The 24,193-nt window shown below is 71.3% G+C and carries 22 protein-coding genes; 15 read left to right on the top strand and 7 right to left on the bottom strand.

All coding sequences use genetic code 11. From position 1 onward, the window contains the following. The first annotated feature begins 12 nt into the window (after window positions 1-12). From ACQEWB_RS37860 to ACQEWB_RS37830, 7 genes are all read left to right on the top strand, one after another. Window positions 13-630 (top strand): TetR/AcrR family transcriptional regulator, encoded by a 618-nt coding sequence (locus ACQEWB_RS37860; RefSeq protein WP_432839270.1) that lies wholly within the window; start codon window positions 13-15, stop codon window positions 628-630. Between the two features lie 36 nt (window positions 631-666). Next, window positions 667-1,275, top strand: a complete 609-nt coding sequence (locus tag ACQEWB_RS37855) for a TIGR03086 family metal-binding protein (protein WP_432839268.1) — start codon at window positions 667-669, stop codon at window positions 1,273-1,275. A 128-nt stretch (window positions 1,276-1,403) separates the two neighbouring features. After that, window positions 1,404-2,198 (top strand): DUF4142 domain-containing protein, encoded by a 795-nt coding sequence (locus tag ACQEWB_RS37850; protein ID WP_432839266.1) that lies wholly within the window; start codon window positions 1,404-1,406, stop codon window positions 2,196-2,198. A 160-nt stretch (window positions 2,199-2,358) separates the two neighbouring features. Beyond that, window positions 2,359-3,651, top strand: a complete 1,293-nt coding sequence (locus ACQEWB_RS37845; RefSeq protein ID WP_432839264.1) for a DUF692 domain-containing protein — start codon at window positions 2,359-2,361, stop codon at window positions 3,649-3,651. A 99-nt stretch (window positions 3,652-3,750) separates the two neighbouring features. Beyond that, the gene (locus tag ACQEWB_RS37840; RefSeq protein ID WP_432839262.1) at window positions 3,751-4,521 is read left to right on the top strand and encodes a DUF4142 domain-containing protein; all 771 of its coding nucleotides are present in this window, start codon (window positions 3,751-3,753) and stop codon (window positions 4,519-4,521) included. A 120-nt stretch (window positions 4,522-4,641) separates the two neighbouring features. Beyond that, window positions 4,642-5,400 carry a TIGR04222 domain-containing membrane protein gene (locus ACQEWB_RS37835; protein ID WP_432839260.1) on the top strand — a complete coding sequence of 253 codons (759 nt, stop codon included), beginning with the start codon at window positions 4,642-4,644 and terminating at the stop codon, window positions 5,398-5,400. 143 nt (window positions 5,401-5,543) lie between these two features. After that, window positions 5,544-7,154, top strand: coding sequence for an alpha/beta hydrolase (locus tag ACQEWB_RS37830; protein WP_432839258.1), 1,611 nt, complete (start codon window positions 5,544-5,546; stop codon window positions 7,152-7,154). Here the strand turns inward: ACQEWB_RS37830 and hemQ are convergent, their stop codons facing one another. Then, complete coding sequence (gene hemQ / locus ACQEWB_RS37825) at window positions 7,155-7,886, bottom strand: hydrogen peroxide-dependent heme synthase (RefSeq protein ID WP_432839256.1); 732 nt, start codon at window positions 7,884-7,886, stop codon at window positions 7,155-7,157. Window positions 7,887-7,891: 5 nt separating this feature from the next. Beyond that, complete coding sequence (gene hemG / locus ACQEWB_RS37820; protein ID WP_432839254.1) at window positions 7,892-9,352, bottom strand: protoporphyrinogen oxidase; 1,461 nt, start codon at window positions 9,350-9,352, stop codon at window positions 7,892-7,894. Window positions 9,353-9,511: 159 nt separating this feature from the next. On the opposite strand from hemG, the gene ACQEWB_RS37815 reads away from it, so the two are divergent. Both ACQEWB_RS37815 and ACQEWB_RS37810 read left to right on the top strand, forming a co-directional pair. Continuing rightward, window positions 9,512-10,495, top strand: coding sequence for a DUF4349 domain-containing protein (locus ACQEWB_RS37815; protein ID WP_432839252.1), 984 nt, complete (start codon window positions 9,512-9,514; stop codon window positions 10,493-10,495). A gap of 27 nt (window positions 10,496-10,522) precedes the next feature. Further along, a complete protein-coding gene (locus ACQEWB_RS37810) occupies window positions 10,523-11,908 on the top strand; it encodes an FAD-dependent oxidoreductase (protein ID WP_432839250.1) in 1,386 nt (461 codons plus the stop codon). 50 nt (window positions 11,909-11,958) lie between these two features. On the opposite strand, the gene ACQEWB_RS37805 is transcribed toward ACQEWB_RS37810, so the two are convergent. Next, window positions 11,959-12,288 (bottom strand): hypothetical protein, encoded by a 330-nt coding sequence (locus ACQEWB_RS37805; RefSeq protein ID WP_432839248.1) that lies wholly within the window; start codon window positions 12,286-12,288, stop codon window positions 11,959-11,961. Window positions 12,289-12,413: 125 nt separating this feature from the next. On the opposite strand from ACQEWB_RS37805, the gene ACQEWB_RS37800 reads away from it, so the two are divergent. Further along, window positions 12,414-13,241: a rhomboid family intramembrane serine protease gene (locus tag ACQEWB_RS37800; protein WP_432839246.1), complete on the top strand. Its 828-nt coding sequence runs from the start codon at window positions 12,414-12,416 to the stop codon at window positions 13,239-13,241. Between the two features lies 1 nt (window position 13,242). Here ACQEWB_RS37800 and hemE read toward each other — a convergent pair whose 3' ends face one another. Next, window positions 13,243-14,301, bottom strand: coding sequence for a uroporphyrinogen decarboxylase (hemE, locus tag ACQEWB_RS37795; RefSeq protein ID WP_432839244.1), 1,059 nt, complete (start codon window positions 14,299-14,301; stop codon window positions 13,243-13,245). A 122-nt stretch (window positions 14,302-14,423) separates the two neighbouring features. Here hemE and ACQEWB_RS37790 point away from each other — a divergent pair, with 122 nt between their 5' ends. The 3 genes from ACQEWB_RS37790 to ACQEWB_RS37780 all read left to right on the top strand — a co-directional run bounded on the left by ACQEWB_RS37790 (window position 14,424) and on the right by ACQEWB_RS37780 (window position 17,502). Further along, on the top strand, window positions 14,424-15,092 hold the full coding sequence (locus ACQEWB_RS37790; protein ID WP_432839242.1) for a DUF3000 domain-containing protein: 669 nt from the start codon (window positions 14,424-14,426) through the stop codon (window positions 15,090-15,092). 265 nt (window positions 15,093-15,357) lie between these two features. Next, complete coding sequence (locus ACQEWB_RS37785) at window positions 15,358-16,020, top strand: helix-turn-helix transcriptional regulator (RefSeq protein WP_242764552.1); 663 nt, start codon at window positions 15,358-15,360, stop codon at window positions 16,018-16,020. Window positions 16,021-16,221: 201 nt separating this feature from the next. Continuing rightward, window positions 16,222-17,502, top strand: a complete 1,281-nt coding sequence (locus ACQEWB_RS37780; protein ID WP_432839239.1) for an HRDC domain-containing protein — start codon at window positions 16,222-16,224, stop codon at window positions 17,500-17,502. A gap of 17 nt (window positions 17,503-17,519) precedes the next feature. On the opposite strand, the gene ACQEWB_RS37775 is transcribed toward ACQEWB_RS37780, so the two are convergent. The 3 genes from ACQEWB_RS37775 to ACQEWB_RS37765 are packed head-to-tail and all read right to left on the bottom strand — an operon-like array spanning window position 17,520 to window position 20,616. Beyond that, complete coding sequence (locus tag ACQEWB_RS37775; protein WP_432839237.1) at window positions 17,520-18,350, bottom strand: carbohydrate ABC transporter permease; 831 nt, start codon at window positions 18,348-18,350, stop codon at window positions 17,520-17,522. Further along, window positions 18,347-19,303 carry a carbohydrate ABC transporter permease gene (locus ACQEWB_RS37770; protein WP_432839235.1) on the bottom strand — a complete coding sequence of 319 codons (957 nt, stop codon included), beginning with the start codon at window positions 19,301-19,303 and terminating at the stop codon, window positions 18,347-18,349. Before ACQEWB_RS37770 ends, ACQEWB_RS37775 begins: the two co-directional genes overlap by 4 nt. Beyond that, window positions 19,303-20,616 (bottom strand): extracellular solute-binding protein, encoded by a 1,314-nt coding sequence (locus ACQEWB_RS37765; protein WP_432839233.1) that lies wholly within the window; start codon window positions 20,614-20,616, stop codon window positions 19,303-19,305. Before ACQEWB_RS37765 ends, ACQEWB_RS37770 begins: the two co-directional genes overlap by 1 nt. Before the next feature lie 177 nt (window positions 20,617-20,793). Here ACQEWB_RS37765 and ACQEWB_RS37760 point away from each other — a divergent pair, with 177 nt between their 5' ends. Further along, on the top strand, window positions 20,794-23,163 hold the full coding sequence (locus ACQEWB_RS37760; RefSeq protein ID WP_432839231.1) for a glycoside hydrolase family 2 protein: 2,370 nt from the start codon (window positions 20,794-20,796) through the stop codon (window positions 23,161-23,163). Further along, window positions 23,160-24,188 carry a LacI family DNA-binding transcriptional regulator gene (locus tag ACQEWB_RS37755; protein WP_432839229.1) on the top strand — a complete coding sequence of 343 codons (1,029 nt, stop codon included), beginning with the start codon at window positions 23,160-23,162 and terminating at the stop codon, window positions 24,186-24,188. The genes ACQEWB_RS37760 and ACQEWB_RS37755 overlap by 4 nt, the downstream gene beginning before the upstream one ends. Window positions 24,189-24,193: the final 5 nt, after the last annotated feature.

The raw sequence follows: 24,193 nt of genomic DNA, 5'->3' as shown, positions 1-24,193 counted from the left end.
AGGGACGACAAGGTGACACGGGTCGACGGCAGGGTCGAACGGGGCAACCGGACCCGGCAGGCGGTGCTGGACCGCACCGTCGAGATCGCCTCCGTGGAGGGGCTGGAGGCCCTGTCCGTCGGGCGGTTGGCGACGGAGCTGCGGCTCAGCAAGAGCGGGGTGTTCGCGCTCTTCGGGTCGAAGGAGGAGCTGCAGCTCGCCACCGTGCGCGAGGCGGGGCGCATCTTCACCGAGCGGGTGATCCGACCGGCGCAGGAGGAACCGCCGGGCGCCGGGCGGGTGTTGCGGCTGTGCGAGGCATGGCTGGAGTACTCGCGCGGCCGGGTCTTCCCGGGCGGCTGCTTCTTCTACGAGGTGATCGCCGAGTTCGACGCCAGGTCGGGACCGGTGCACGACGCCGTGGTCCGCGCCCAGCGCGACTGGACCGCCCATGTGGAGCACACCATCGCCGGGGCGCGCGACGCCGGCGAGCTGCAGGCCGGGACCGATGTGCCGCAACTTGCCTTCGAGCTGGTCGCGTTGATGGAGACGGCCAACATGGTGTCGGTCCTGCACAGCGAGGAGACGGCCTATGAGCGGGCGCGGACGGGGATCGCGGCGCGACTGCAACAGGCGTCCTCGGAAAACTAGTAGCACGACCGTTCGGACAGTTTTAGGCTCGGAGCCATGACTGTCACCGAAGCGGACATCGTCGAACTGGACCGGGTCGCCGTGCGTGAGGCGGTTCGGGTGGTGGATCTGGCGAAAGGTGAGGACTGGGAGCGGGACACCCCGTGCGCGGGGTGGACCCTGCGGCAGCTCGTGGCGCACATGGCCGCGCAGCACCACGGGTTCGCGGCCGCCGCGCGCGGCGCGGGGCAGGACATGGCGCACTGGCGCGAGCCCGCGGACCTGAGCGAACCGGCCCGGGTGCACCGGGGAGCCGCGGCGGCCGTTCTCGGCGCCTTCGGCGAACCGGGCGTCGGGGAGCGGGAGTTCGCGCTGCCGGAGCTGGGCGCGAGCTTTCCCGGGCGGACGGCGATCGCCTTCCACCTCGTCGACTACGTGGTGCACGCCTGGGACGTCGCCGCCACGCTCGGAGTGGCGGTGGAGCTGCCGGACGAGGTGCTCGGCGCGGCGCTCGCCGTCGCCCGGCTCGTCCCGGCCGAACCGGCGCTGCGGGGACCGGGATTCCCGTTCGCGCCCGTAGTGGCGGGACCCGCGGGAGCCGGGCCGCTGGAGGAGACGCTGCGGCTGCTCGGGCGGGCGCCGGAGCGGTGGCCGACGGGGGCGTGAGGGCCGGACGTGACGGCCGTACGACTTTGCCAGCCGTTTAGGTCTTTACCGTTTGTTTGAACAACGCTGCCGACCCGCTCGTACCTCCAGTCGCCGGCTCCGGCCAAGCACCAGCCCAGGAGGCAGCTTTGAGCAACAGGCGGATCAACGGTACGACGTTCCTCGTCGCGGCCCTCGTCGCCACCATCGGCGCCCTCGCGTTCCCCGTGTGGTCGTACGCCGACCGCTCGGGCACCGGGCAGGCGAACGTGGCCGCGGGGACCGTGAACACCCAGTGGGGTCCGCTGACCGCGGCCGACCGCGATCTGATCGTGCGCGTCCGGCTGGCGGGACTGTGGGAGCTGCCGGCCGGTCAGCAGGCGATCCAGCGCGCGCCCAGCGAGGCGATCAAGGAGGCCGGCGACCATCTCATCGTCGGCCACACCGACCTCGACAAACGGGTCCGGATCGTCGCCGCCCAGCTCGGCGTGGAACTGCCCAACGTGCCGAACGAGCAGCAGCAGGGCTGGCTGCAGGAGATGTCCGCGGCGAGCGGCGCGGAGTACGAGTACAAGTTCGTGAACCTGCTCCGGTCCGCGCACGGCAAGATCTTCCCGGCCATCGGCACGGTCCGGAACACCACCCGCAACACCCTCGTACGGCAGCTGGCCTCGGACGCCAACCAGACCGTGCTCGACCACATCACGATCCTGGAGAAGACCGGCCGGGTCGACTTCGACGCCATCGCCAACGACGCCGTCGCCGGTACGACCGCCAGCCCCACCGGCCCCGCGGCGCCGGTCCCCGGGCAGGTGGCGCCCTCCGCGCCGGCCGCCGAGGCGAGCGGCGACGTGAAGACGACCTCCCGGCCCTCGCCGGCCGCGCCGGGCACGGTCAACACGGGACGGCCGGATCCGGTGGACTCGGCGGGTGTCCTCCAGTAGGGCCGCCGGGGTGCCCCGGGGCCGGATCCGAACCTCAAATGTTCCTCTGAAGGTGTAAGCGGCGGGGTTCGGGTCCGGCCTCCGGGGCCATACCCCCGTCACGTCCGGAGAGACGGACGGGACGGGCGGTTGCGGAGGAAGCCGAGGAGGGGGACGGACCATGGAGCGACTGGGTACGGGTATCGGATGGCGGCCGGAGATCGCGGACGCCGTGGAGCGCATGCCGGGCATCGACTGGGTCGAGGCCGTGGCCGAGAACCTCTGCCCCGGGCACCTTCCCGAGTCGCTCCAGCGGCTCCGGGCCCGCGGGGTGACCGTCATCCCGCACGGCGTCTCGCTGGGCCTCGGCGGCGCCGACCGGCCCGACGCCGGGCGGCTGAGCGCGCTGGCCGAGCGGGTGGAGGCGCTGGGGGCGCCGCTGGTCACCGAGCACATCGCGTTCGTCCGGGCGGGCGGCCCGCTGACCGCCTCGCCGCTCCTGGAGGCCGGCCACCTGCTGCCCGTGCCCCGCACCCGGGACGCCCTCGACGTCCTGTGCGAGAACGTCCGCATCGCCCAGGACGCGCTGCCGGTGCCGCTGGCCGTCGAGAACATCGCCGCGCTGATCTCCTGGCCGGGCGAGGAGATGACCGAGGGGCAGTTCCTCTACGAACTGGTCGAGCGGACCGGCGTACGCCTGCTCATCGACGTGGCCAACCTGCACACCAACCACGTCAACCGAGGCGAGGACCCGGCCAAGGCACTCGCCGAGCTCCCGCTGGAGGCCATCGCGTACGTCCATGTCGCGGGCGGCTTCGAACGGGACGGCGTCTGGCACGACAGCCACGCCCACCCGGTACCGCCCGAGGTCCTGGCGATCCTGACCGACCTCGCGTCGCGGGTGTCACCGCCGGGGGTGCTGCTGGAGCGGGACGAGAACTTCCCGGAACCGGCGGTGCTGGAAGGGGAGTTGGCGGCGATACGGGAAGCCGTGGCGGCCGGTCGCGGTACGGCCGAGGGCATGCGGGCTCCCTCCGCAGAGGTGCCGAGTGCCGAGTCGCCCACCGATCCGGCCCGTCAGCGTCTCGCCCTCGCTCAGGCCGCGCTGCTGTCCGCGCTCGTCGCGGGTACGCCGGTCCCCGAGGGGTTCGACCGGGTGCGGCTCGGCGTGCAGGCACGCGCGCTCGCCGGGAAGCGGGCCGACGTCGTGGGCAAGGTCGCGCCCGAACTGCCGGAGATTCTCGGCGAGGGCTACCGGCCCGCCTTCCTCGCGTACGCGCACGGGCAGCCGATGACCGGCGGTTACCGGCGGGACGCGCTGTCCTTCGCCGAGCAGCTGCTGCTCTCCGGGCGGCCGGAGGACGCGCGGGTGCGACGGGAGTTGCGGGACTGGTGGCTGGAGCGGTCCGGGCCGGCACCGCGGGCGCAGGGACGCCTGGTGCGGGCGGCGCGCAAGGTGCTGCTGCACCGTTGACGGGCATCCCTGCCCGACAGTTGCCTCACACCTCCCGGTAACCTGTCAATCCCGCACTCATTTTCCGACAAGCGTGCGGTGCCGTGAGCAGGAGGCACCATGCGACCTCGACCGCCCCTCAGGGGCCGAGGCATCATCAGTGGCACCGGGATCATCATCACGGGCCTGACAGCGACCCTACTGGCGCTGATCTTCCCGATCTGGTCGTACGCCGACCGGTCGGGCACCGGCGTGGACGTGCTCAACGCCCAGACCGTGGCGACGAACTACGGACCGCTGTCCGGCCTGGACCGCGAGTTCATCACCAAGGTCCGGCTGGCCGGCCTGTGGGAGCTGCCCGCCGGTCAGGAGGCCGAGCAGAAGGGCACCACCCAGGCCGTACGGACGGCGGGGCAGCACCTCGTCCAGGGGCACACCTTCCTCGACCAGCGGGTCCGGGACGTCGCGGCCAAGCTCGGGCTCGCCCTGCCCAACGAGCCCAACGCCCAGCAGCAGCAGTGGCTCGCCACCCTGAACGCGGCCCAAGGCGTGGACTACGACCGCGACTTCGCCAACATCCTGCGCCTCGCGCACGGCAAGGTGTTCTCCGTCGTCGCCCAGGTCCGCGCCACCACCCGCAACTCCCTGGTGCGCGCCCTCGCCGACGACGCGAACACGACCGTCCTGGACCACATCAAGGTCCTGGAGGCCACGGGGTACGTCGACTGGGACGCGCTGGCGCGGGACATGGCCTCGGCGAGCACTCCCCCGCTCACCAACTCCCCGGCTCCGCCCGGCCCGACGGCGGATCCGACCCCGGTCGTCCCGGTCACCCCTTCGGCGTCCGGCACGTACACGCTCCCGCCGGCCGCCTCCAGCCCGCCGCCGTAACAGCCGTAGCGCCCGCACGGATCGCTTCCGGACAACCGGAACGTCACATACCCGCAACGCTCTGTCCGGATTGTGAACAGGCCATGGCGTCTCCGCAGGCCTTTGGCATAGAAACGCGGCATGTTCTGGGTTCTGTTCCTGCTGCTGGCCTGGGCCGTCGCCGGCACGGCGTGTACGCGGCTGTGCCTGGCCGCCGTACGCGCGGCCGCCGTCGACGCGGACACCCAGGGTCACGATCTGACGCTCTACGAGGCGGCTTTCCTGTCCGGCGGGCCCGGGCGGGTGGCCGATCTGACCATGGTCTCCATGGCCCGGCAGCGGCGGCTGCTGCTCGCCCACACCGGCTGGGCGACCGTGGTCGATCCGCTCGCCCGGGACGACATCGAGCGGTCCGTCATCGGGGCCATCGGCCCTGAGGGGCAGAACCGGATCGCCCCGGTCCGGGCCGCCGCGGCCTCCGCGGACGCGGTGGGCAGCCTCGGCGACCGGCTGGTCAGCGCCGGGCTCGCGGTGCCCGACGGGCGGGGCGGCATCGCCTCGGGGATCCGTCAGGTGCAGTTCGCCGCGTCGGCCGTCGCGGCGCTCGGCGCGGCCGCACTGCTGCTGCCCGCCCAGTCGACCATGCCGCGCGGGCTGATGGCCCTCTGGTTCGCGCTGCCGCTGGCCCTGACGCTGAGCTGTCTCGCCATCGCGCGTATCGAGGTCCACCCGTACTCCCGCTGGGCCTCTCCGGCCGGACAGCGGCTTCTGGGGACCCTCGCGCGGCACGCGGCGGGCGGCGACGACCGTACGTATCTCACGACCGTCGCCGTACGGGGCGTACGGGCGATCGGCGAGCCGGATCTGCGCGCCGCCCTCACGCACCGCGACCAGCCGTAGGGGTCGTTTTCCGGTCGGCGTGAACCGCACGCCGGGGGCGCACAGGGGTCATTGGCGCCGACACCGCCGGGGCGGTGCTTGCCTTCGCCGACCGCCGAACGAAACATCCCTTTTGTCGCCGCCGTGCATCGAAGGGATACGCCATGAGAGCAGCCGCCCTCTACTCGGCCGCCGGATCCTTGCTCCTGACCACCCTCGCCGCGGCGCCGGCCGGCGGCGCCTCCGTCGTGCCGGACACGGCTGCTCTGCAAGGCACGGCGATCGCCGCCGCGCGCGCCCGGGCCGCCGGCATCGACTTCGGGAAGTGCGCCGAGGCGCAGGACATGCCGGGTGCGCTCAAGTGCGGCACGGTGTCCGTCCCGCTCGACTACGCGGATCCGAACGGCAAGCAGATCAAGCTGACGGTGAGCCGGGTCCTGGCCACGCACAAGGACCCGCACAACAGCAAGCGCCGGGTGCCGGGGCAGGGCGCGCTGGTCTACAACCCGGGCGGACCTGGCGGCGACGGCCTGTACTTCCCGCTGGTCGGGCTGCTGCCGGAGTGGAAGCGGATCGGGGCGGCGTACGACCTGGTCGGCTACTCCCCGCGCGGCGTCGGCCACTCAGCACCGCTGTCCTGCCAGGACCCCAAGCGCTTCTTCAAGGCACCCTCGCAGTCGCCGACGAACCCCTCGGAGTCGTACAAGAAGGAACGCATCGCGCAGGCGAAGGCGTACGCGCGCGGGTGCTCGAAGAGGGCGGGCAGCGCGCTGCCCTACTACAACTCGGTCAACAACGCCCGCGACCTGGACGTGCTGCGGGCGGCGCTCGGCGAGGACCGGCTGACGTTCATGGGGGCCTCGTACGGCACCTACTTCGGGGCGCTGTACGCGACCCTGTTCCCGTCCCATGTACGGCGGATGGTGTTCGACTCCGCGGTGAATCCGGACCCGGAGCAGGTCTGGTACCGCAACAACCTCGACCAGTCGGCCGCGTTCGAGGAGCGCTGGACGGACTTCCGCGAGTGGATCGCCCGGCACGACGACGTGTACGGGCTGGGGAAGACGGCCGAGGCGGTGCAGCGCAGCTACGAACGGGCGAGCGCGCAGCTGGCGGCGGAACCGGCCGGGGGCAAGGTGGGCCCTGCACAGTTGCAGGGGGCGTTTCTGACGGCCGGATACTACGACGACTACTGGCCGCACCGGGCGCAGGCGCTGTCGGAGTACCTGAAGGGCGACCCGAAGCAGCTGATCGGACAGGCGGCGCCGGTGCCGGGGGCGGCGGCCGAGGCGGAGAACTCCAACGCGGTGTACACGGCCGTGGAGTGCAACGACGCGTCCTGGCCGACGGACTTCAGGGTCTGGGACCGGGACAACACGCGGCTCGCGCGGGTCGCGCCGTTCGAGACCTGGGACAACGTGTGGATGAACCTGCCCTGCGCGTACTGGCTCGCGCCGCGTCAGCAGCCGGTGGATGTGCGGACGGGGCCCGGGGAGTTGCCGCCGACGCTCATTCTGGCCGCCGAGCGGGACGCTGCCGCGCCTTACGAGGGGGCGTTGGAGTTGCAGCGGCGGTTGTCGGGGGCGGTGCTGGTGACCGAGCGGGATGCGGGGACGCACGGGATCGCCGGGGGGCCGAACCGGTGCGTCAACGGGTACTTGGACGCGTACCTGCTGGAAGGGCGGATGCCGGTACGGCGCGCGGCCTGCGCACCGCACCGGGAACCCCAGCCGACGAGTCGCTCACGTAAGGCGACTCCACAACCGGCTAGTTGATCAGGCCAGGCCCGCCACAAGCTCCGCGACGTCCTTGCGGCGGCCCGTGTAGAACGGGACCTCCTCGCGGACGTGCATGCGGGCCTCCGAGGCGCGGAGGTGGCGCATGAGGTCGACGATGCGGTACAGCTCGTCGGCCTCGAAGGCGAGGATCCACTCGTAGTCGCCGAGCGAGAAGGACGCGACCGTGTTGGCGCGGACGTCCGGGTAGCCGCGGGCCATCTTGCCGTGGTCGGCGAGCATGCGGCGGCGGTCCTCGTCGGGCAGCAGGTACCAGTCGTAGGAGCGCACGAAGGGGTAGACGCTCACATAGTTGCGGGGCGTCTCGTCGGCGAGGAACGCCGGGATGTGCGAGCGGTTGAACTCGGCGGGGCGGTGCAGCGCCATGTTCGACCAGACGGGCTCCAGGGCGCGGCCCAGCTTCGTGCGGCGGAAGAGGTTGTACGCCTCCTGCAGCTGGTCGCTGGTCTCCGCGTGCCACCAGATCATGAGGTCGGCGTCGGCGCGCAGACCGGACACGTCGTACGTGCCGCGGATCGTCACGTCCTTTGCGGCGAGCTGGTCGAAGAGCTCCTGGACCTCGTCGGCGTAGCCCGCGCGGTCCTCGGGCAGTACGTCCTTCAGCCTGAAGACGGACCACAGGGTGTAGCGGATGACCTCGTTGAGGTCCTTGGCCAGCTTGCCCTTGTTCGGGATCCGGGCGGCCTCGGTGGTGGGGGCGTCGTCACTCATGTCCCTCATTCTCCCGCTCCGCCGTGCAGACTCTGCACCGGGTTGGCGGTGAGCTCCTGCACAGCACTGAGGTCGCCGTCAAGCTGGTCGACGGCTGCGTGCGCGCTCGCGATGCAGGCCGGGATGCCGACGCCGTCGTACTGGGCGCCGCACACCGCGAGGCCCGGGAGCTTGGCGACGTGCTCGCGGATGCGGGCCACGCGCGCGTGGTGGCCGACGGGGTACTGGGGCAGGCCGTCGGTCCAGCGGGTGACGCGGGTGGCGACCGGCGTGGCGTCGAGGCCGGTCGCCTCGCGCAGGTCGTGGCGGGAGACGTCGACCAGGCCGGCGTCCTCGCGGCCGAGGATCTCCGTCTCGCCGTACCGGCCGACCGAGGTGCGCAGGACGACCAGGTCCGGGTTCCCGTCGGCGATCCAGCCCCACTTCTGGGAGGCGAACGTCGACGCCTTGATGGTGCGCCCGTCGACCGGCGGCACCAGGAAGCCGCTGCCCTCGGGGAGCGCGGTGTCGGCGCGACGGTAGGCGAGGGTGATCAGGGCCATGGAGGCGTACTCGATGCCGGCCAGCTCGGTGGCGGCGGCGGGGGCCTCGGCGCGGAGGAGATCGGCGGCGACGGGGGCGGGGACGGCGAGGACGACGGCGTCGGCGTGCAGGAGGCGGTCGGCGGTGGTCACGCGCCAGCCGGTCCCGGCCGCGCGGCGCAGCTCGGTCACGGGCGCGCCGGTGACGATCTCGCCGCCCGCCGCCCGCACCGCCTCCGCCACCGCGAGCGGCAGCGTGCCGACTCCACCCTCGATGCCCATGAACACCGGCCCCGTCTGCTGGGCCGCCGCGGCCTTCGCCTGGATCTCGCGGACGGCCTCGGTGAGCGAGTCGTGCGCCTTCGCCGCCTGGTAGAGCTGCGGGACCGCCGAGCGCATCGAGATGCGGTACGCGTCGCCCGCGTACACCCCGCCCAGCAGGGGCTCGACGAGGCGGTCGACGACCTCGCGGCCGAGGCGCTCCGCCACGTACTCGCCGACCGCCACGTCGTCGCCGACCTCCGTGCGGGGCAGGTCGGCGTCCCGCTCGATGCGGGCGAGGCCCTCGTCGGAGAGGACGCCGGAGAGGGCGGTCGCGGTGCCGGGGACGCCCATGACGTGACCCTTGGGCATGGGGCGCAGGGCGCCGCGGGTCCAGATCGAGGCCGTCGCCGTGGCCGGCGGCTGGAGGCGGTCGGCGAGCCCCACCTCGCGCGCGAGGGCGACCGCCTCCGGTCGGCGGGCCAGCATCGACTCGGCGCCGAAGTCCACGCGCGCGCCCGCGATCTCGCCCGGCAGCAGCTTGCCGCCGACCCGGTCCGAGGCCTCCAGCACGGTCACCCGCGCGCCCCGCGCCAGCAACCGGTGGGCGGCGGCCAGCCCCGCGATGCCGGCCCCGATGACGACGACCGACCCCGCACCCGTACGACTCTCCACTTCGCGCATGTCCCCAGCCTCTCAGACCCCACTGACAGGCCCGCCCCGCCCCGGTGTCCTGCACGAGTCCCGACCGTGACCGCATCGGGACCGGCCCCACCCCAACGTCCGTGCCCCTCCCGGCGTCCAAGGAGCGTCAGTCGTCAAGACCCTCGGGGGGACGCCCAGATGCGCGCACGACATTCCGTACGACCCGTCCACGCCGTGACGGGACTGCTGCTGGCCACCGCGCTCGCGCTGACCGGATGCAGCAGCGGCGCGAACGACAGCAGCGCCGGGAGCAAGGCCGCGGACGGCGCCGCCGCCCGGAGCGACGAGAAGGGCTCCGCCCCCGGCGGCGCGAACGACGCGAGCGGCTCCCGGGCGACCCGGGCGCCGCAGCCGGCGGTGAGCCGCATCATCCGCACCGCCTCGCTGACCGTACAGGTGAAGGACGTGCCCAAGGCCCTTGACGAGGCCCGCACCACCACCGAGAACGCGGGCGGCTACGTCGGGAACGAGACCACCAGCCGGGACGACGAGGGACGCGAGCACACGCGCGTGGTGCTGCGCGTGCCGGTCGAGAAGTACGACGAGGTCCTGACCGACCTACAGGGCGCGGGCAAGCTGCTGGACCGCACCGCGAAGGCCGAGGACGTCACCGACCAGGTCGTCGACGTGGACAGCCGCATCAAGTCGCAGCGGGCCAGCGTGGCCCGGGTGCGCGAGCTGATGGACCGGGCGACCAGGCTGAGCGACGTCGTGGAGCTGGAGGGCGAGCTGAGCAACCGGGAGGCCGACCTGGAGGCGCTGCTCGCCCAGCAGGCGTCCCTGAAGGACCGCACCAGCCTGGCCACCATCACGCTGTCGCTGTCCGAGACGCCGGTGAAGAAGGCGGCCGCGAAGGACGAGGACCCCGGCTTCCTGGACGCGTTGGAGGGCGGCTGGCACGCGTTCGTGACCATGCTGCGCTGGCTGGCGGTGGTGTTCGGCGCGGTGCTGCCCTTCGTCGCGGTGGCCGTCCTGCTCGTGCTGGCGTGGCTGCGGCTGGTCCGGCCCCGGCTGCCGCGCCGCACGGCGTCCGCACACGCGGCCGCCACCTGGGGCCCGCTGCCCACGGCCCGTACCGCACCGGAGGCCACCACCCCCGAGGAGAACGGTGGGCAGGACTGAAATGCCCTGTCCCCGTAGCGTGTTCGCATGAGCATGAGCGCTGCGAGGGAACGACTGGTCGTGATCGGCGGCGACGCCGCGGGAATGTCCGCGGCGTCGCAGGCCCGCCGTCTGAAGGGCCCGGACGAGCTGGAGATCGTGGCCTTCGAGCGCGGCCACTTCACCTCGTACTCGGCCTGTGGCATCCCGTACTGGGTGGGCGGCGACGTCTCCGGGCCGGACGAGCTGATCGCCCGTACGCCGGAGGAGCACCGCGCGCGGGACATCGACCTGCGGATGCGTACCGAGGTCACGGAGATCGACGTGGCGAACGCGCGGGTACGCGCGCGTGGTGTCGATTCCGGGGACGAGTCCTGGACGTCGTACGACAAACTCGTGATCGCGACCGGCGCCCGCCCGATCCGCCCGGACATGCCGGGCGCGGACGCCCCCGGGGTGCACGGAGTGCAGACGCTCGACGACGGGCAGGCGCTGCTCGACTCGCTCGCACGCACGCGTGGCCGGCGCGCGGTGGTCGTGGGGGCCGGCTACATCGGCGTGGAGATGGCCGAGGCGCTGATCAACCGGGGCTACGAGGTGACGGTCGTCAACCGTGGCAGCGAGCCGATGTCGACCCTCGACCCGGACATGGGGCGCCTGGTGCACGAGGCCATGGAGGGCATGAACATCACCATGGTCGACGACGCCGAGGTCACCAAGATCCTCACCGGTGAGGACGGGCGGGTGCGGGCGGTGGTCACGGAGGACGCCGAGTACCCGGCGGACGTGGTGGTGCTGGGCATCGGCGTGCGTCCGGAGACGACACTCGCGGAGGCCGCCGGGCTGCCCCTGGGGACGCACGGCGGGCTGCTGACCGACCTCGCCATGCGGGTGCGCGGGTACGAGAACATCTGGGCCGGGGGCGACTGCGTGGAGGTGTTCGACCTGGTCTCCGGCCGGCAGCGGTACATCGCGCTGGGGACGCACGCCAACAAGCACGGGCAGGTCATCGGGGCGAACGTGGGCGGCGGTTACGCCACCTTCCCCGGTGTGGTCGGCACCGCGGTCTCCAAGGTCTGCGACCTGGAGATCGCCCGCACCGGCCTGCGCGAGAAGGACGCGCGCAGGGCCGGGCTGCGGTTCGTGTCGGTCACCATCGAGTCGACCAGCCGGGCGGGCTACTACCCGAACGCCGCCCCCATGACGGTGAAGATGCTCGCCGAGCACCGCACGGGGCGGCTGCTCGGCGTGCAGATCGTGGGCCGGGAGGGCGCGGGCAAGCGGGTCGACATCGCGGCGGTGGCCCTGACGGCCGGGATGACGGTGGAACAGATGACGGCCCTGGACCTGGGCTACGCCCCACCGTTCAGCCCGGTCTGGGACCCCGTACTGGTGGCCGCCCGCAAGGCCACCGCGAAGGTACGGGCCTCCTGAGGGCCCCTGGAGCCCCTGAAGCCCCCTGAAGATCCCTGAGGCTCTGACGGCTACGCCGAGCCGTTGATCCGCTCGATGGCCTGGCGGGCCTGCTCGGCCGGGGGCCGCGGCGGGAGCGAGGAGACGGAGGCCGTGGTCGTCACGGCCACCGGCTGCTCGCCGGCCGGCTTCGCGTGCGCGGCGGCGGGCCGCGTGGACCTGAGACGGTTGCTCACCGCCTCGTCGAGGCTCACCGGGCGCTGCATCTGCGAGGCCAGCCGCCCGGCCTCCTGGCCCAGCCGGGCCACGTCCTCCCAGGGCAGTTGGATCACAAGGGCCAGCTCGGCCTCGCCGTTCGGCAGGGCCTGTACCGGCAGCGGAGGAGTAACTCGGTCGTTCATCGCCTGTTCCTCACGTCGTCCCCGCGACCCGCCTTCCCCGCGCCGCGGGCGGTTGCCGACTCATACGCACACGCGCGTGGCCGCGTTCATCGATTTACCGGGCCCATCGCGGGCACTAATCCCTTGTGGTCATCCCCGTCCATGACGTGAACCCGGTGCGCCGCACCCCCTGGGTGACGTACGCACTGATCGCCGCGAACGTCTACGTCTTCCTGGCCACGCCCGGCATAGCCGGCTCCGTGGCCGGCGGCAGCGACCTGGCGCAGCTGTGCCATCTGCAGGCGTTCCTGGACCACTACGCGGCGGTGCCGCGGGAGTTGATCCACCATCAGCTGCCGCGCACGGTCCCCACGGGCGACGTCGGCAGGAGTGCCGGCGGCGCCCTGGGCTGTGTGGTGGCCCCGCCGGGCTACGACAAGTCGCCCGTGGTGTCGGTCTTCACGGCGATGTTCCTGCACGGCAGCTGGCTGCACCTGCTGGGCAACATGCTCTTCCTGCTGATCTTCGGCAACAACGTCGAGGACCGCATGGGGCATGTGCGGTACCTGCTCTTCTACGTCGTCTGCGGCTACGCGGCGGCCTACGGCTTCGCGCTGCTCAACGAGGACTCCGGCGACCCGCTGATCGGCGCCTCGGGAGCCATCGCGGGCGTCCTCGGTGCCTACCTGGTGCTCTATCCGAAGGCCAGGGTCTGGGTCCTCGTCCCGTTCCTGATCTTCCTGCCGCTGCGGCTGCCCGCCTGGCTGGTGCTGGGCTTCTGGTTCGTGCTTCAGGCGGTGTACTCGTCCGGCGAGGGCGTCTCCGACGCCGGGACGGTGGCGTACGCGGCGCATGTGGTCGGCTTCCTGGCCGGCATGCTCCTCGCCTGGCCGCTCAAACCGGGCACTCCCCCGCCGCCGGAACCGCGCGGCCTGCTGTTCGGCAGGCGGGCACGGCCCCGGCACACCTGGTGAGTCAGCGGGCGGTCCGCGTGTGGACGTACTCCGTGAGGCGGGTCAGCGCGTCCGGGTCGGTGGCCGGCATGACGCCGTGGCCGAGGTTGAAGATGTGGCCCTCGAGGCCCGCGGCCGCCGCCAGCACCTCGTCGGTCTTGGCCTCGACGGCCTCCGGGGTGGTGAACAGGATCGTCGGGTCGAGGTTGCCCTGCAGCGCCTTGCCGGGGCCGACCCGGCGGACGGCCTCGTCCAGCGGGACGCGCCAGTCGACGCCGACGACGTCCGCGCCGGCCTCGCCCATGAGCCCGAGCAGCTCGCCGGTGCCGACACCGAAGTGGATGCGCGGGACGCCGTAACCGGCGACGGCCTCGAAGACCTTCGCGGAGGCCGGCATCACGGAGTGCCTGTAGTCGGCGGGGGCCAGGGCGCCGGCCCAGGAGTCGAAGAGCTGCACCGCGGAGGCGCCGGCCTCGATCTGCACCTTGAGGAAGGTGGTTGTGATGTCCGCGAGCCGGTCGAGCAGGTCGGCCCAGAGCTCCGGGTCGCCGTACATCATCGCCTTGGCGTTCTCGTACGTGCGCGACGGACCGCCCTCGACGAGGTAACTCGCGAGGGTGAAAGGTGCGCCGGCGAAGCCGATGAGCGGGGTGGCGCCGAGTTCGCGGGTGAGCAGGCCGATGGCCTCGGTGACGTACCAGACGTCCTCGGGGGTCAGGTCGCGGAGTCGGGCCAGGTCGGCGCGGGTGCGGATCGGCTTCTCGACGACCGGGCCGACGCCGGGCTTGATGTCGAGGTCGATGCCGATGGCCTTGAGCGGTACGACGATGTCGCTGAAGTAGATCGCCGCGTCGACGCCGTGCCGGCGGACCGGCTGGAGGGTGATCTCGGTGACCAGCTCGGGCCGCGTGCAGGACTCCAGCATCGGGACGCCCTCGCGCACCTTGAGGTACTCCGGCAGCGAGCGCCCCGCCTGCCGCATGAACCAGACCGGGGTGTGCGGCACGGGTTCGCGCCGGCAGGCCCTCAGGAAGGCGGAGTCGTAGGTCGCGGACTGCTGCGGGGTGTCGTTGGCGCTCACGGGGCAAGTCTTGCACGGCGGTGGAATTGCTCCCGCCGCGCCTGGGGTCACCCACAGGCCGGCTACACGTAGAAGGGTGTCTTGCCCTGCACGAAGGCTCGGTTCCCCTTAATCTTCCCCGCATGGCTGCGGCTCAAGGACGACTGTCGGACGGCGCTGACGGAATGGACGACACCAAGGAGGGGGACCGGGATGGGAGCGGTACGGCTCCGCCGGCTTTCCTGGCCGCGGTGCAGGCGCTGCGCGGCAGCAGGCTGAGGCCGCAGATCGAGGTGGAGCCGACGCGGGCGCCCCAGCGGCTCGCGCCGTTCGCGTACGCGCTGGAGGCGGCCGTCGTCGACGGCGACGAGGATCTGGCCGACGGCCGGCTGGTGCTGCTGCACGACCCCGACGGGCACGACGCCTGGCGCGGCACCTTCCGGCTGGTGACGCTGGTCCGGGCCGAGCTGGAGCCGGAGATGGCGGCGGACCCGCTGCTGCCCGACGTGTGCTGGTCCTGGCTGACCGGTGCGCTGTCCGCGCGCGGACTGTCGTACGGCGAACCGAGCGGCACTGTCACGCGGGCGAGTTCGCACTACTTCGGGGGGCTGTCCGAGCGCCCCGCCGCGTCGCAGATCGAGATCCGGGCCTCCTGGACGCCCCGGGAGGGGATGGGCGGGGTGCCGGACACGGCGGCCCATCTGGCCTCCTGGTGCGATCTGCTGGCCCAGATCGCGGGGCTGCCGCCGGCCGGGCCGGGCGACGCCTCGGTGGTGACGCTGCCCCAGCGGCGCGATCCCCAGGCACGCTGACCCCGGTCCGATCACTTCAGTCCCGCTCACTTCATTCACGGCGGCCGCCAACCGGCCGCCGTTTTTGTCATCGTTTTGTCGATACGGCCACTTTCAATCATGAACCGCCCCTCGAACGAACCGATTCGTTCACCGAACGATCGACCACGTGTCCGAATTGCACAGATTTCCACTCACTAAATCGTGATCTTTCACTAAAGGGCTTCGGGTTTGGTGCCGAAGACGACTGTGACCTTCAAAGCCGTCCCGCACCCCAGGAGGCCTGGTGTCAGTTCTTCTCGAGCAGCCCGCAAGCCTGGTCGCCTACCGTCCCAACAAGCCGACCGCCATGGTGGTCGTGGCCGACCCCCGAGTCCGCTCCACCGTCACCCGCCACCTGTGGGCGCTCGGTGTCCGTGACGTCATCGAGGCGTCGTCCATCGCCGAGGCCCGTCCCCGCATCGGCAACCCCCGCGACATCTGCGTCGCCGACGTCCACCTGCCCGACGGCTCCGGCCTCACCATCCTCTCGGAGACCCGCGCCGCGGGCTGGCCCAACGGCCTGGCCCTGTCCGCGGCCGACGACATCGGCGCCGTGCGCAACGCCCTCGCGGGCGGCGTCAAGGGTTACGTCGTCACCGGCACCCGTACCAACGTCGGGCTCCCCACCCGACCCGGTGCCGCTCCCATCGGTGCCGCCGGCGCCCGTATGCACCGCCGCCCCCCGGGTGCCCCGAGCCACCCGGGCGGCTACCGCGAGCTCTCCGGACGAGAGGTCGAGGTTCTTCGCCTGGTCGCGGAGGGCCAGTCGAACAAGGCGATCGGCGTCTCGATGGGCCTGTCCGCGCTGACCGTCAAGAGCCACCTCGCCCGCATCGCCCGCAAGCTCGGCACGGGCGACCGCGCCGGGATGGTCGCGGTGGCCCTGCGGACCGGCATCATCCACTGACACCGGCCACCCATCCGGCACCGGTGGTTCAATCCCGCACCATTCACGGACGTGAACAGGATCGGCCGGTGATCCCCGCGTCCGTACCCCACCTGTCGTGAACCGGATGTTTCACCGACCTGACTGGTTTACGACCCCCAGGCGCCCGTCGACGGAACGTTACGTCGGCGGGCGCTGTCCATCCACGGATACCCTTGACAGGTGACCGACGCCCAAGAGACCGCAGCAGACAGCTCACTGCGAACCACCGGAGGCGCCCCTCCGGACGACGGCGGATCATCTGATTCCGGGGCGCCGATTCCTTTGCTCGAACCGCGCGAGGGCATTCCGCCGGTGATCGCCGACGCGGAGTCGCTCGCCGCGGCGGTGGCCGCGTTCGCGGCCGGTTCCGGCCCCGTGGCCGTGGACGCCGAACGGGCGTCCGGTTACCGGTACGGCCAGCGCGCCTATCTGGTGCAGCTGCGCCGCGAGGGCGCGGGGACCGCGCTGATCGACCCCGTTGCCTGTCCCGATCTGTCCGGGCTCGGCGAGGCCCTCTCCGGCGTCGAGTGGGTGCTGCACGCGGCCACCCAGGACCTGCCCTGTCTGCGCGAGATAGGCATGGTGCCGACGCGGCTGTTCGACACCGAGCTCGCGGGACGGCTCGCCGGGTTCCCGCGGGTCGGCCTGGGCGCGATGGTCGAGGGCGTCCTGGGCTACGTACTCGAAAAGGGACACTCCGCCGTCGACTGGTCGACCCGGCCGCTGCCCGAGCCGTGGCTGCGGTACGCGGCGCTGGACGTGGAACTCCTGGTCGACCTGCGGGACGCCCTCGAGAAGGAGCTGGACCGGCAGGGCAAGCTGGAGTGGGCGCGGCAGGAGTTCGACGCGATCGCGGCCGCGCCGCCCGCCGAGCCGCGCAAGGATCCCTGGCGCCGGACCTCCGGGATGCACAAGGTGCGGCGGCGCCGGCAGCTCGCGGTGGTGCGGGAGCTGTGGGAGACGCGGGACCGGATCGCGCAGCGGCGGGACGTGTCGCCGGGCAAGGTGCTCAGTGACGCGGCCATCGTGGAGGCGGCGCTTGCCGTGCCGGTCAATGTCCACGCCCTCGCGGCGTTGAACGGGTTCGGGCATCGGATGGGGCGGCGGCAGCTGGAGCAGTGGCAGGCCGCGGTCGATCGGGCGAAGGCGTTGACGGACGTGCAGCTGCCGGCGCCGGGGCAGCCGGTCACCGGGCCTCCGCCGCCGCGCGCCTGGGCAGACAAGGATCCGGCGGCCGCGGCTCGGTTGTCCGCGGCCCGGGCCGGGGTTTCGGCGTTGGCCGAGCGGTTGAACATGCCCCAGGAGAATCTGATCACGCCGGACACCGTGCGGCGGGTCTGCTGGGAGCCGCCGAAGGGCGTGGACACGGAGTCGGTGGGGGCTGCGCTGGCAGGGTACGGGGCGCGGCCTTGGCAGGTCGAGCAGGTGACTCCCGTGTTGGTGGCCGCGCTGTCCGCGTAGCGGCCGGCGACAGTGCCTCACCTGGTCGCTCCTCTGGTGAAACCGTTGTAGATGTAGCGCTGAAGGCACAGGAAGACGATCAGTGTCGGCAGGATGACGAGGACCGCTCCTGCCGAGATCGTTTCCCAGTGGGCGCCGAACGGGCCCTTGAAGCGGAACAGGGACGTCGAGATCACGCCAAGATCCTGGTTCGGCATGTAGAGGAACGGGATGTAGAAGTCGTTGTAGACGGCTATGCCCTTCACGATGACCACCGTTGCTATGGCGGGCTTGAGCAACGGGAAGATGATCTTGCGGTAGATCGTGAAGGCGTTGGCTCCGTCGATGCGGGCCGCCTCGTCCAGTGAGGTCGGGATGGATCGTACGAACTGGAGGAAGATGTAGATCGAGACGATGTCCGTGCCCATGTAGAGGGCGATCGGGGCCCAGCGGGTGTCGAACATGCCGAAGCTGGTGACTATCTGGAAGGTCGCCACCTGGGTCGTCACCCCGGGGACCAGCGCCGCGATCAGGAACAGGGCGACCACCAGCCGCTTGAAGCGGAAGGTGAAGCGGTCTATCGCGTACGCCGTCATCGAGCCGATCAGGACCGTGCCGGCGACCGAGACCACCAGGATGAAGGCCGTGTTGCCGAAGGCCGAGAGCATACGGCCGTCCTGGAACGCCGTGACGTAGTTGTGGAAGTTCAGCGGGTCGTGCGGCAGCGTGAGCGCGCCCGTGTCGTCCGAGGTCTCCTGTTCCGCCTTGAGGGAGGTCAGGAAGACGACCAGGAGCGGCAGCAGGACCACCACGCTCGCGGTGATCAGGGACAGGTGGACCAGGGTGCGGGCCACTGCTCGGCGGGTCATACGAGGTCCACCTTCTCGTCGGGGACCAGTCGGCGCTGGATCCACGTCACCAGGAGGATGATCAGGAGGAGCACGACGGCGGCCGCGGAGGCCAGGCCCGTCTTGTTGAACTGGAAGGCCAGCTTCACGGTCTGGATCACGAAGGTCTCGGTGCCGGTCGCCCCGCCGGTCATGATGTACGGGATGTCGAAGGCCGAGAGTGATCCGGAGATCGAGAGGATCACCGTGAGGGTCAGGACCGGTTTGATGCCGGGCGCGATGATGTGGCGGAACTGGTGCCAGCGGTTCGCGCCGTCCAGCTCGGCGGCCTCGTACAACTCCCCCGGGATGGACTGGATCGCGCCCAGGAACAGGACGAAGTTCAGGCCCAGGTAACGCCAGACCGAGACGCCCGCGAGCGAGATGTTCGCGGAGACCGGGGTGCCGAGCCACGCGTGGTCCGTGTGGTGGCCGAGGAGGCCGAGCACCGAGTCGAGGGTGCCGCCGTCCTGGAAGAAGTAGAGGAAGACGAAGCCGATCGCGACGCCGTTGATCAGGTACGGGAAGAACAGCAGGCCCTTGAAGAAGTTCCGGAAGCGGACGTCGAAGCTCAGGACCGTCGCGAAGTAGAGGGCCGCCACGATCTGGACGACGGAGGCCGCCAGGTAGTAGCCGCTGACCCAGAAGACCTCGAACAGGTCGGGGCGGGTGAAGAGTTCGGTGTAGTTGCCGACGCCCGTGTAGTGCAGCTCGGGGCTGACGCCGTCCCAGTCGGTGAAGCTGTACGCCAGCATGTTCACGATCGGCGCGTAGGTGAAGGTGATCAGGAAGGCGAGCGGGGCGAGGAGGAAGAGCCAGGGGGTGAGGCCCCGCCACACGCGGGTGCCGCGCGGGGCGGGGGCCGGGACCGGCGTGGTGGGCGCCGGACCCGGGGCGGCCTTTCGTACGGCAGCCTGGTGGGTGGTGTCCGTCATCAGGACCCCGCGGTCTTCTGGGCCTCGGTCCACTTCTTGGTCAGGTCGGCGAGGAAGTCGTCGAGGCTGCCCTTGCGGGCGCCGCGGGCGAGGTCGACCAGGTCCTGGCGGTAGTCGGGCTTGTTGATGCCGACCTCGGACTGGTCGTCGATCGCCTTCACCCGGGCGCCCTCGGTGTCGTCGAGCTCGATGAACTTCACGCCCTCGTCCTCGTACGGCTTCAGGACGGACGGCAGGGGCGCGTCCTTGAGCGGGGAGATCGCCAGATTGTCCTTGTCGTAGCCGGACTTGTCGGTGAACCAGTCGATCCAGGCGCGGGCCGCCTCCTTGTGCTTGGAGTGGACGTTGACGGCCTGGTTGTAGTCGGGGCCGATGACCGCGCAGAACTTGCCGCCCACCTGGGCCGGGAAGGGCATGAAGCCGATGTCGTCGGGGCTCACCCCGGCCTTCTTCGCCGCGTCCTGGAACTGGACGATCGCCCAGGTGCCGAGCCACTGCGTGGCGATCCTCCCCTTCGCCAACTGCGGCTTGGACAGCTCCCAGTTGGTGGTCGTCGGGTCCTTCTCGGCCAGGCCCTGGTGCACGATGTCGTAGAGCAGGGTGTCACCGACGCGCAGGTCGCTGCCCTTCGCCCACGGGTCGCCCTCCGCCAGCTTGGTGGTGGCCCCGGTGTCGCAGCTGGGCGAGCCGTTGACGAACGTCCATGAGGTCAGCGGCCATTGGGCGGCGAAGTTGGTGTAGTAGGGGGTCGCGTCCGTCTTGGACTTGATCGCCTTGAGGTCGGTGAGGAACTCGGCAGGTGTGGTGGGCCAGTCGGTGATGCCGGCTTCCCGCCAGACCTTCTTGTTGTAGACGAAGCCGGGGCTCACGCCGATCGGACTCTGGCCGTAGACCTTTCCGCCGACCGTGGTGAAGTCGGTGAAGCGGTACTTCTTGCCGCGCTCCGCCTGGCTGCCGAGCGAGGCGAAGAAGCGGGGGTAGTCGCTCTTCTTCACGACACCCGGGATCAGCAGGACATCACCGTAGTTCTCCGTGTTCATCCGGATCTTGACCTCGGCCTCGTAGTTCGTGAGGGCCTCGAACTCGACCTTGACCTTCGGATACGTCCTGTTGAACTCGGCGGCGTACTTCTTCATCGTGCCGTCCTGCACCAGGTCGGTGCGCTGGGTCAGGACCTTGATGGTGCCGCTCACTTTTGACGGGTCGTCAGGGGCCTTCGCCTCCGCGCCCTTCGACGCGCCTCCGGTGCCGGTGCAGGCCGTGAGGAGGAGGGCGGCTCCGGCTGCGACGGCGAGGACTGTACGGCGGGACATGTGCATCAGCTCCGTTCATGGTTCACGTTCATGGGACGGACGAGCACGAGCGGGTTGGCTGGTTCGGTACTCTGACAACGTTTTCTTAACCGGTAAAGTCCCTATTCCGCCAAGGCTGTCGAAAGTTTTCCGAGCACTGGACTCGAACGGTTTAGGTCGACGGTTTAGGGAGTGTGCATGCTGGAGGCGACACCGCTCACCGAGGGATGGGTCCTGCGGCACGAAGGGGAGGGACTTCCGGCCGCGGTGCCGGGCTGTGTGCACACCGATCTGCTGGCGGCGGGGGTGATCCCGGACCCCTTTCTCGGGCGCAGCGAGACCGAGGTCGCCTGGGTGGGACGGCGCGAGTGGACCTACGAGACCGAGCTGCGGGCCGGGTCCGGGCACGAGCAGACCGACCTGGTCTTCGACGGGCTCGACACCGCCGCCGAGGTGCTGGTCGACGGTCAACTCCTGGGCCGGACAAGGAACATGCACCGGTCCTACCGCTTCGACGTGACCGGGATGTCGGGGCGGCTCTCGGTGCGGTTCGTCTCCGCGTACGCCGAGGCGGAGGCCGTGCGGGGGCGGGTCGGCGAGCGGCCGGCCGCCTATGCCGAGCCGTACCAGTACGTCCGCAAGATGGCCTGCTCGTTCGGCTGGGACTGGGGGCCGACGCTGGTGACGGCCGGAATCTGGCGGCCGGTGCGCCTCGAGCACTGGTCGACGGCCCGGATCGCCCGGGTGCGTCCCCTGGTGACCGTCGAAGACGGCCTGGGCGTGGTCGAGTTGCACGTCGAGGTCGAGCGGAGCCGGGTCGAGGTGCCGCTGGCCGTCGAGGCGACGGTGGGTGGGGTGCGGGCGCGGGCGGAGATCGACGGGACCGAGGGGGTCGTACGGCTTCGGGTGCCGGACGTGGGGTTGTGGTGGCCGCGTGGGTACGGCGAACAGCCGCTGTATGACGTCGAGTTGACGCTGCTGGGTGGTGGCGAGGCGCTGGATGTGTGGCGGCGGCGGGTCGGGTTCAGGACCGTGGAGCTGGACACCTCGGCCGATGCGCACGGCACCGGGTTCACCCTCGTCGTCAACGGCGAGCGGCTCTTCGCGCGCGGGGTCAACTGGATCCCGGACGACGTGTTCCCGTCCCGGATCACTCGGGCGCGGTATCGGAAGCGGCTTGAGCAGGCCGCCGGTGCGGGTGTGGATCTGGTGCGGGTGTGGGGCGGGGGGATCTACGAGAGCGAGGACTTCTACGACGCCTGCGACGAACTCGGGCTGCTGGTCTGGCAGGACTTCCCCTTCGCCTGCGCCGCCTATCCGGAGGAGCAGCCGCTGCGTGGGGAGGTGGAGGCCGAGGCGAGGGAGAACGTCGTACGGCTGATGCCGCATCCCTCGCTGGTGCTGTGGAACGGCAACAACGAGAACCTGTGGGGGTTCCGGGACTGGGGGTGGGAGGAGCGGCTCGCCGGGGACTCCTGGGGCGAGGGGTACTACCTGGGCGTACTGCCGCGGGTGGTGGCCGAGTCGGATCCGACGCGGGTGTACACGGCGGGCAGTCCGTGGTCCGGTTCGTGGGCGCGGCATCCGAATGATCCTGCGCACGGGACGCACCACTCGTGGGAGGTGTGGAACCGGGCCGACTACGGGGAGTACCGGGCTCAAGTGCCGCGATTCGTGGCCGAGTTCGGGTGGCAGGCACCGCCCGCGTACGCGACGCTGCGGCGGGCGCTGCCAGGTGAGGAGCTCGCGCCGGACTCCCCCGGTGTGCTGCACCACCAGAAGGCCGACGACGGGAACGGGAAACTGCGGCGGGGGCTGGAGCAGCATTTCGCCTTTCCCGAGGGCGACTTCGACCGCTGGCACTATCTGACCCAGGTGAACCAGGCGCGCGCGGTCGCCGCCGGGATCGAGCACTGGCGGTCGAACTGGCCGGTGTGCGCGGGGACGGTCGTGTGGCAGCTCAACGACTGCTGGCCGGTGACGAGTTGGGCGGCGGTGGACGGGGACGGGCGGGAGAAGCCGCTGTATCACGAGCTGCGGCGGGTGTATGCGGATCGGTTGCTGACGTTTCAAGTGCGGGGGCGGGGGCTGGTGTTGGCCGTCGTCAACCAGGGGGCTCAGGCCTGGGCGGGGGCGGTGCGGCTGCGGCGGATGTCGGTGGACGGTGGGGTGATCGGTGAGCGGGAGATGGACTTCCGCGCGGATCGGCGAGGCGTCACGGCCGTGGCGGTCGCGCCGGAGCTGGCGCCGGTGGGGCCGAAGGAGTTCCTGGTGGCCGACGGCGGCGGCCTGAGGGCCCTGCACTTTCCCTCGCCCGACCGTGAAATCCCCTATCCGCGGCCCGAGTTCGATGTGACGGTGGCGCCGGGGTCCGTGACGGTGACGGCGCACACCCTCGTACGGGATCTGCTGTTGCAGGCGGATCGGCTGGACCCGGAAGCGCGGGCCGATCGGGGGCTGGTGACGCTGTTGCCCGGGGAAGAGGTGACCATCGGGGTGAGCGGCTGGCAGACTCCCGACGCCGATGCCGCCCGTTCCGCCCTGTACTGCCTGGAGACCGGCCGATGACCACCTCCCGCGTCACCATCAAGGACGTCGCCGCGCGTGCCGGGGTGTCCAAGGGTGCGGTGTCGCTCGCCTTCAATCACAAGCCGGGGTTGTCGGAAGCCACCCGGGGCCGGATCTTCGAGGCGGCGCGGGAGCTGGGCTGGGCGCCGAACCTCACCGCGCGGACGCTGGCCGGGTCGCGGGTGGACGTGGTCGGGCTGGCGATCTGCCGGCCGGCGCGGCTGCTGGGGCTCGAACCCTTCTACATGGAGTTCGTCTCGGGCGTGGAGAGCGTGCTGATTGAGCGGAACTGCTCGCTGCTGCTGCGGCTGGTGCGGAACGTGGAGGAGGAGGTCGGGCTCCAGGAGGCGTGGTGGCGGGGGCGCCAGATCGGGGGGTCGATCCTGGTCGACTTCCGGGCGGACGACCCACGGGTGGCGGCTGCCGAGCGGCTGGGGATGCCGGTGGTGGCGGTCGGGCACCCCTCGCTGACGGGCTCGCTCACCTCCGTGTGGACGGACGACGCCACGGCCGTGACGGAAGCCGTGCGGTATCTCGCGGCGCTGGGGCACCGGCGGATCGCGCGGGTGGGGGGTGCGGCGGCGCTGGGGCACACGGCGATGCGGACGGCCGCGTTCGACGCGGCGGCGCGTGTGTTGGAGCTGGCCGGGGCGTGGCAGGTGACCACCGACTACTCCGGCGAGGCGGGGGCTCGGGCCACCCGGTCGCTGCTCAGCGCGGCACCGGCGGACCGGCCGACGGCGATCGTGTACGACAACGACATCATGGCGGTGGCGGGGCTGTCGGTGGCGGCGGAGATGGGGCTCACCGTGCCGGCGGACGTGTCGCTCCTTGCCTGGGACGACTCCCAGCTGTGCCGGCTGACGCATCCGACCCTGTCCGCGATGAGACATGACGTGCACGGATTCGGCGCGGACGCGGCGCGCACGCTGTTCGGCGTGATCATGGGAGACGGGCCGGGATCGCATCCCGTACCCACTCCGGTTCTCACTCCACGCGGGTCGACGGCCCCTCCGCGGATGTGACCTTC

Origin of the sequence: Streptomyces sp. CA-249302 (assembly GCF_050936785.1) — a bacterium.
Taxonomy (GTDB): domain Bacteria; phylum Actinomycetota; class Actinomycetes; order Streptomycetales; family Streptomycetaceae; genus Streptomyces.
Note: the sequence above shows the minus strand (reverse complement) of the source record. Positions and strands in the feature narration are given on the sequence as shown.

What these genes read in the sequence shown, in the direction of transcription:
- ACQEWB_RS37815 (WP_432839252.1), top strand. Translation starts at nt 9,512, where the DNA reads ATGCGCGCACGACATTCCGTACGACCCGTCCACGCCGTGACGGGACTG.
- ACQEWB_RS37755 (WP_432839229.1), top strand. Translation starts at nt 23,160, where the DNA reads ATGACCACCTCCCGCGTCACCATCAAGGACGTCGCCGCGCGTGCCGGG.
- ACQEWB_RS37765 (WP_432839233.1), bottom strand. Translation starts at nt 20,616, where the DNA reads ATGTCCCGCCGTACAGTCCTCGCCGTCGCAGCCGGAGCCGCCCTCCTC.
- hemG (WP_432839254.1), bottom strand. Translation starts at nt 9,352, where the DNA reads ATGCGCGAAGTGGAGAGTCGTACGGGTGCGGGGTCGGTCGTCGTCATC.
- ACQEWB_RS37805 (WP_432839248.1), bottom strand. Translation starts at nt 12,288, where the DNA reads ATGAACGACCGAGTTACTCCTCCGCTGCCGGTACAGGCCCTGCCGAAC.
- ACQEWB_RS37810 (WP_432839250.1), top strand. Translation starts at nt 10,523, where the DNA reads ATGAGCATGAGCGCTGCGAGGGAACGACTGGTCGTGATCGGCGGCGAC.
- ACQEWB_RS37790 (WP_432839242.1), top strand. Translation starts at nt 14,424, where the DNA reads ATGGCTGCGGCTCAAGGACGACTGTCGGACGGCGCTGACGGAATGGAC.
- ACQEWB_RS37835 (WP_432839260.1), top strand. Translation starts at nt 4,642, where the DNA reads ATGTTCTGGGTTCTGTTCCTGCTGCTGGCCTGGGCCGTCGCCGGCACG.
- ACQEWB_RS37830 (WP_432839258.1), top strand. Translation starts at nt 5,544, where the DNA reads ATGAGAGCAGCCGCCCTCTACTCGGCCGCCGGATCCTTGCTCCTGACC.
- ACQEWB_RS37845 (WP_432839264.1), top strand. Translation starts at nt 2,359, where the DNA reads ATGGAGCGACTGGGTACGGGTATCGGATGGCGGCCGGAGATCGCGGAC.
- hemQ (WP_432839256.1), bottom strand. Translation starts at nt 7,886, where the DNA reads ATGAGTGACGACGCCCCCACCACCGAGGCCGCCCGGATCCCGAACAAG.
- ACQEWB_RS37760 (WP_432839231.1), top strand. Translation starts at nt 20,794, where the DNA reads ATGCTGGAGGCGACACCGCTCACCGAGGGATGGGTCCTGCGGCACGAA.
- ACQEWB_RS37775 (WP_432839237.1), bottom strand. Translation starts at nt 18,350, where the DNA reads ATGACCCGCCGAGCAGTGGCCCGCACCCTGGTCCACCTGTCCCTGATC.
- ACQEWB_RS37855 (WP_432839268.1), top strand. Translation starts at nt 667, where the DNA reads ATGACTGTCACCGAAGCGGACATCGTCGAACTGGACCGGGTCGCCGTG.
- ACQEWB_RS37840 (WP_432839262.1), top strand. Translation starts at nt 3,751, where the DNA reads ATGCGACCTCGACCGCCCCTCAGGGGCCGAGGCATCATCAGTGGCACC.
- ACQEWB_RS37770 (WP_432839235.1), bottom strand. Translation starts at nt 19,303, where the DNA reads ATGACGGACACCACCCACCAGGCTGCCGTACGAAAGGCCGCCCCGGGT.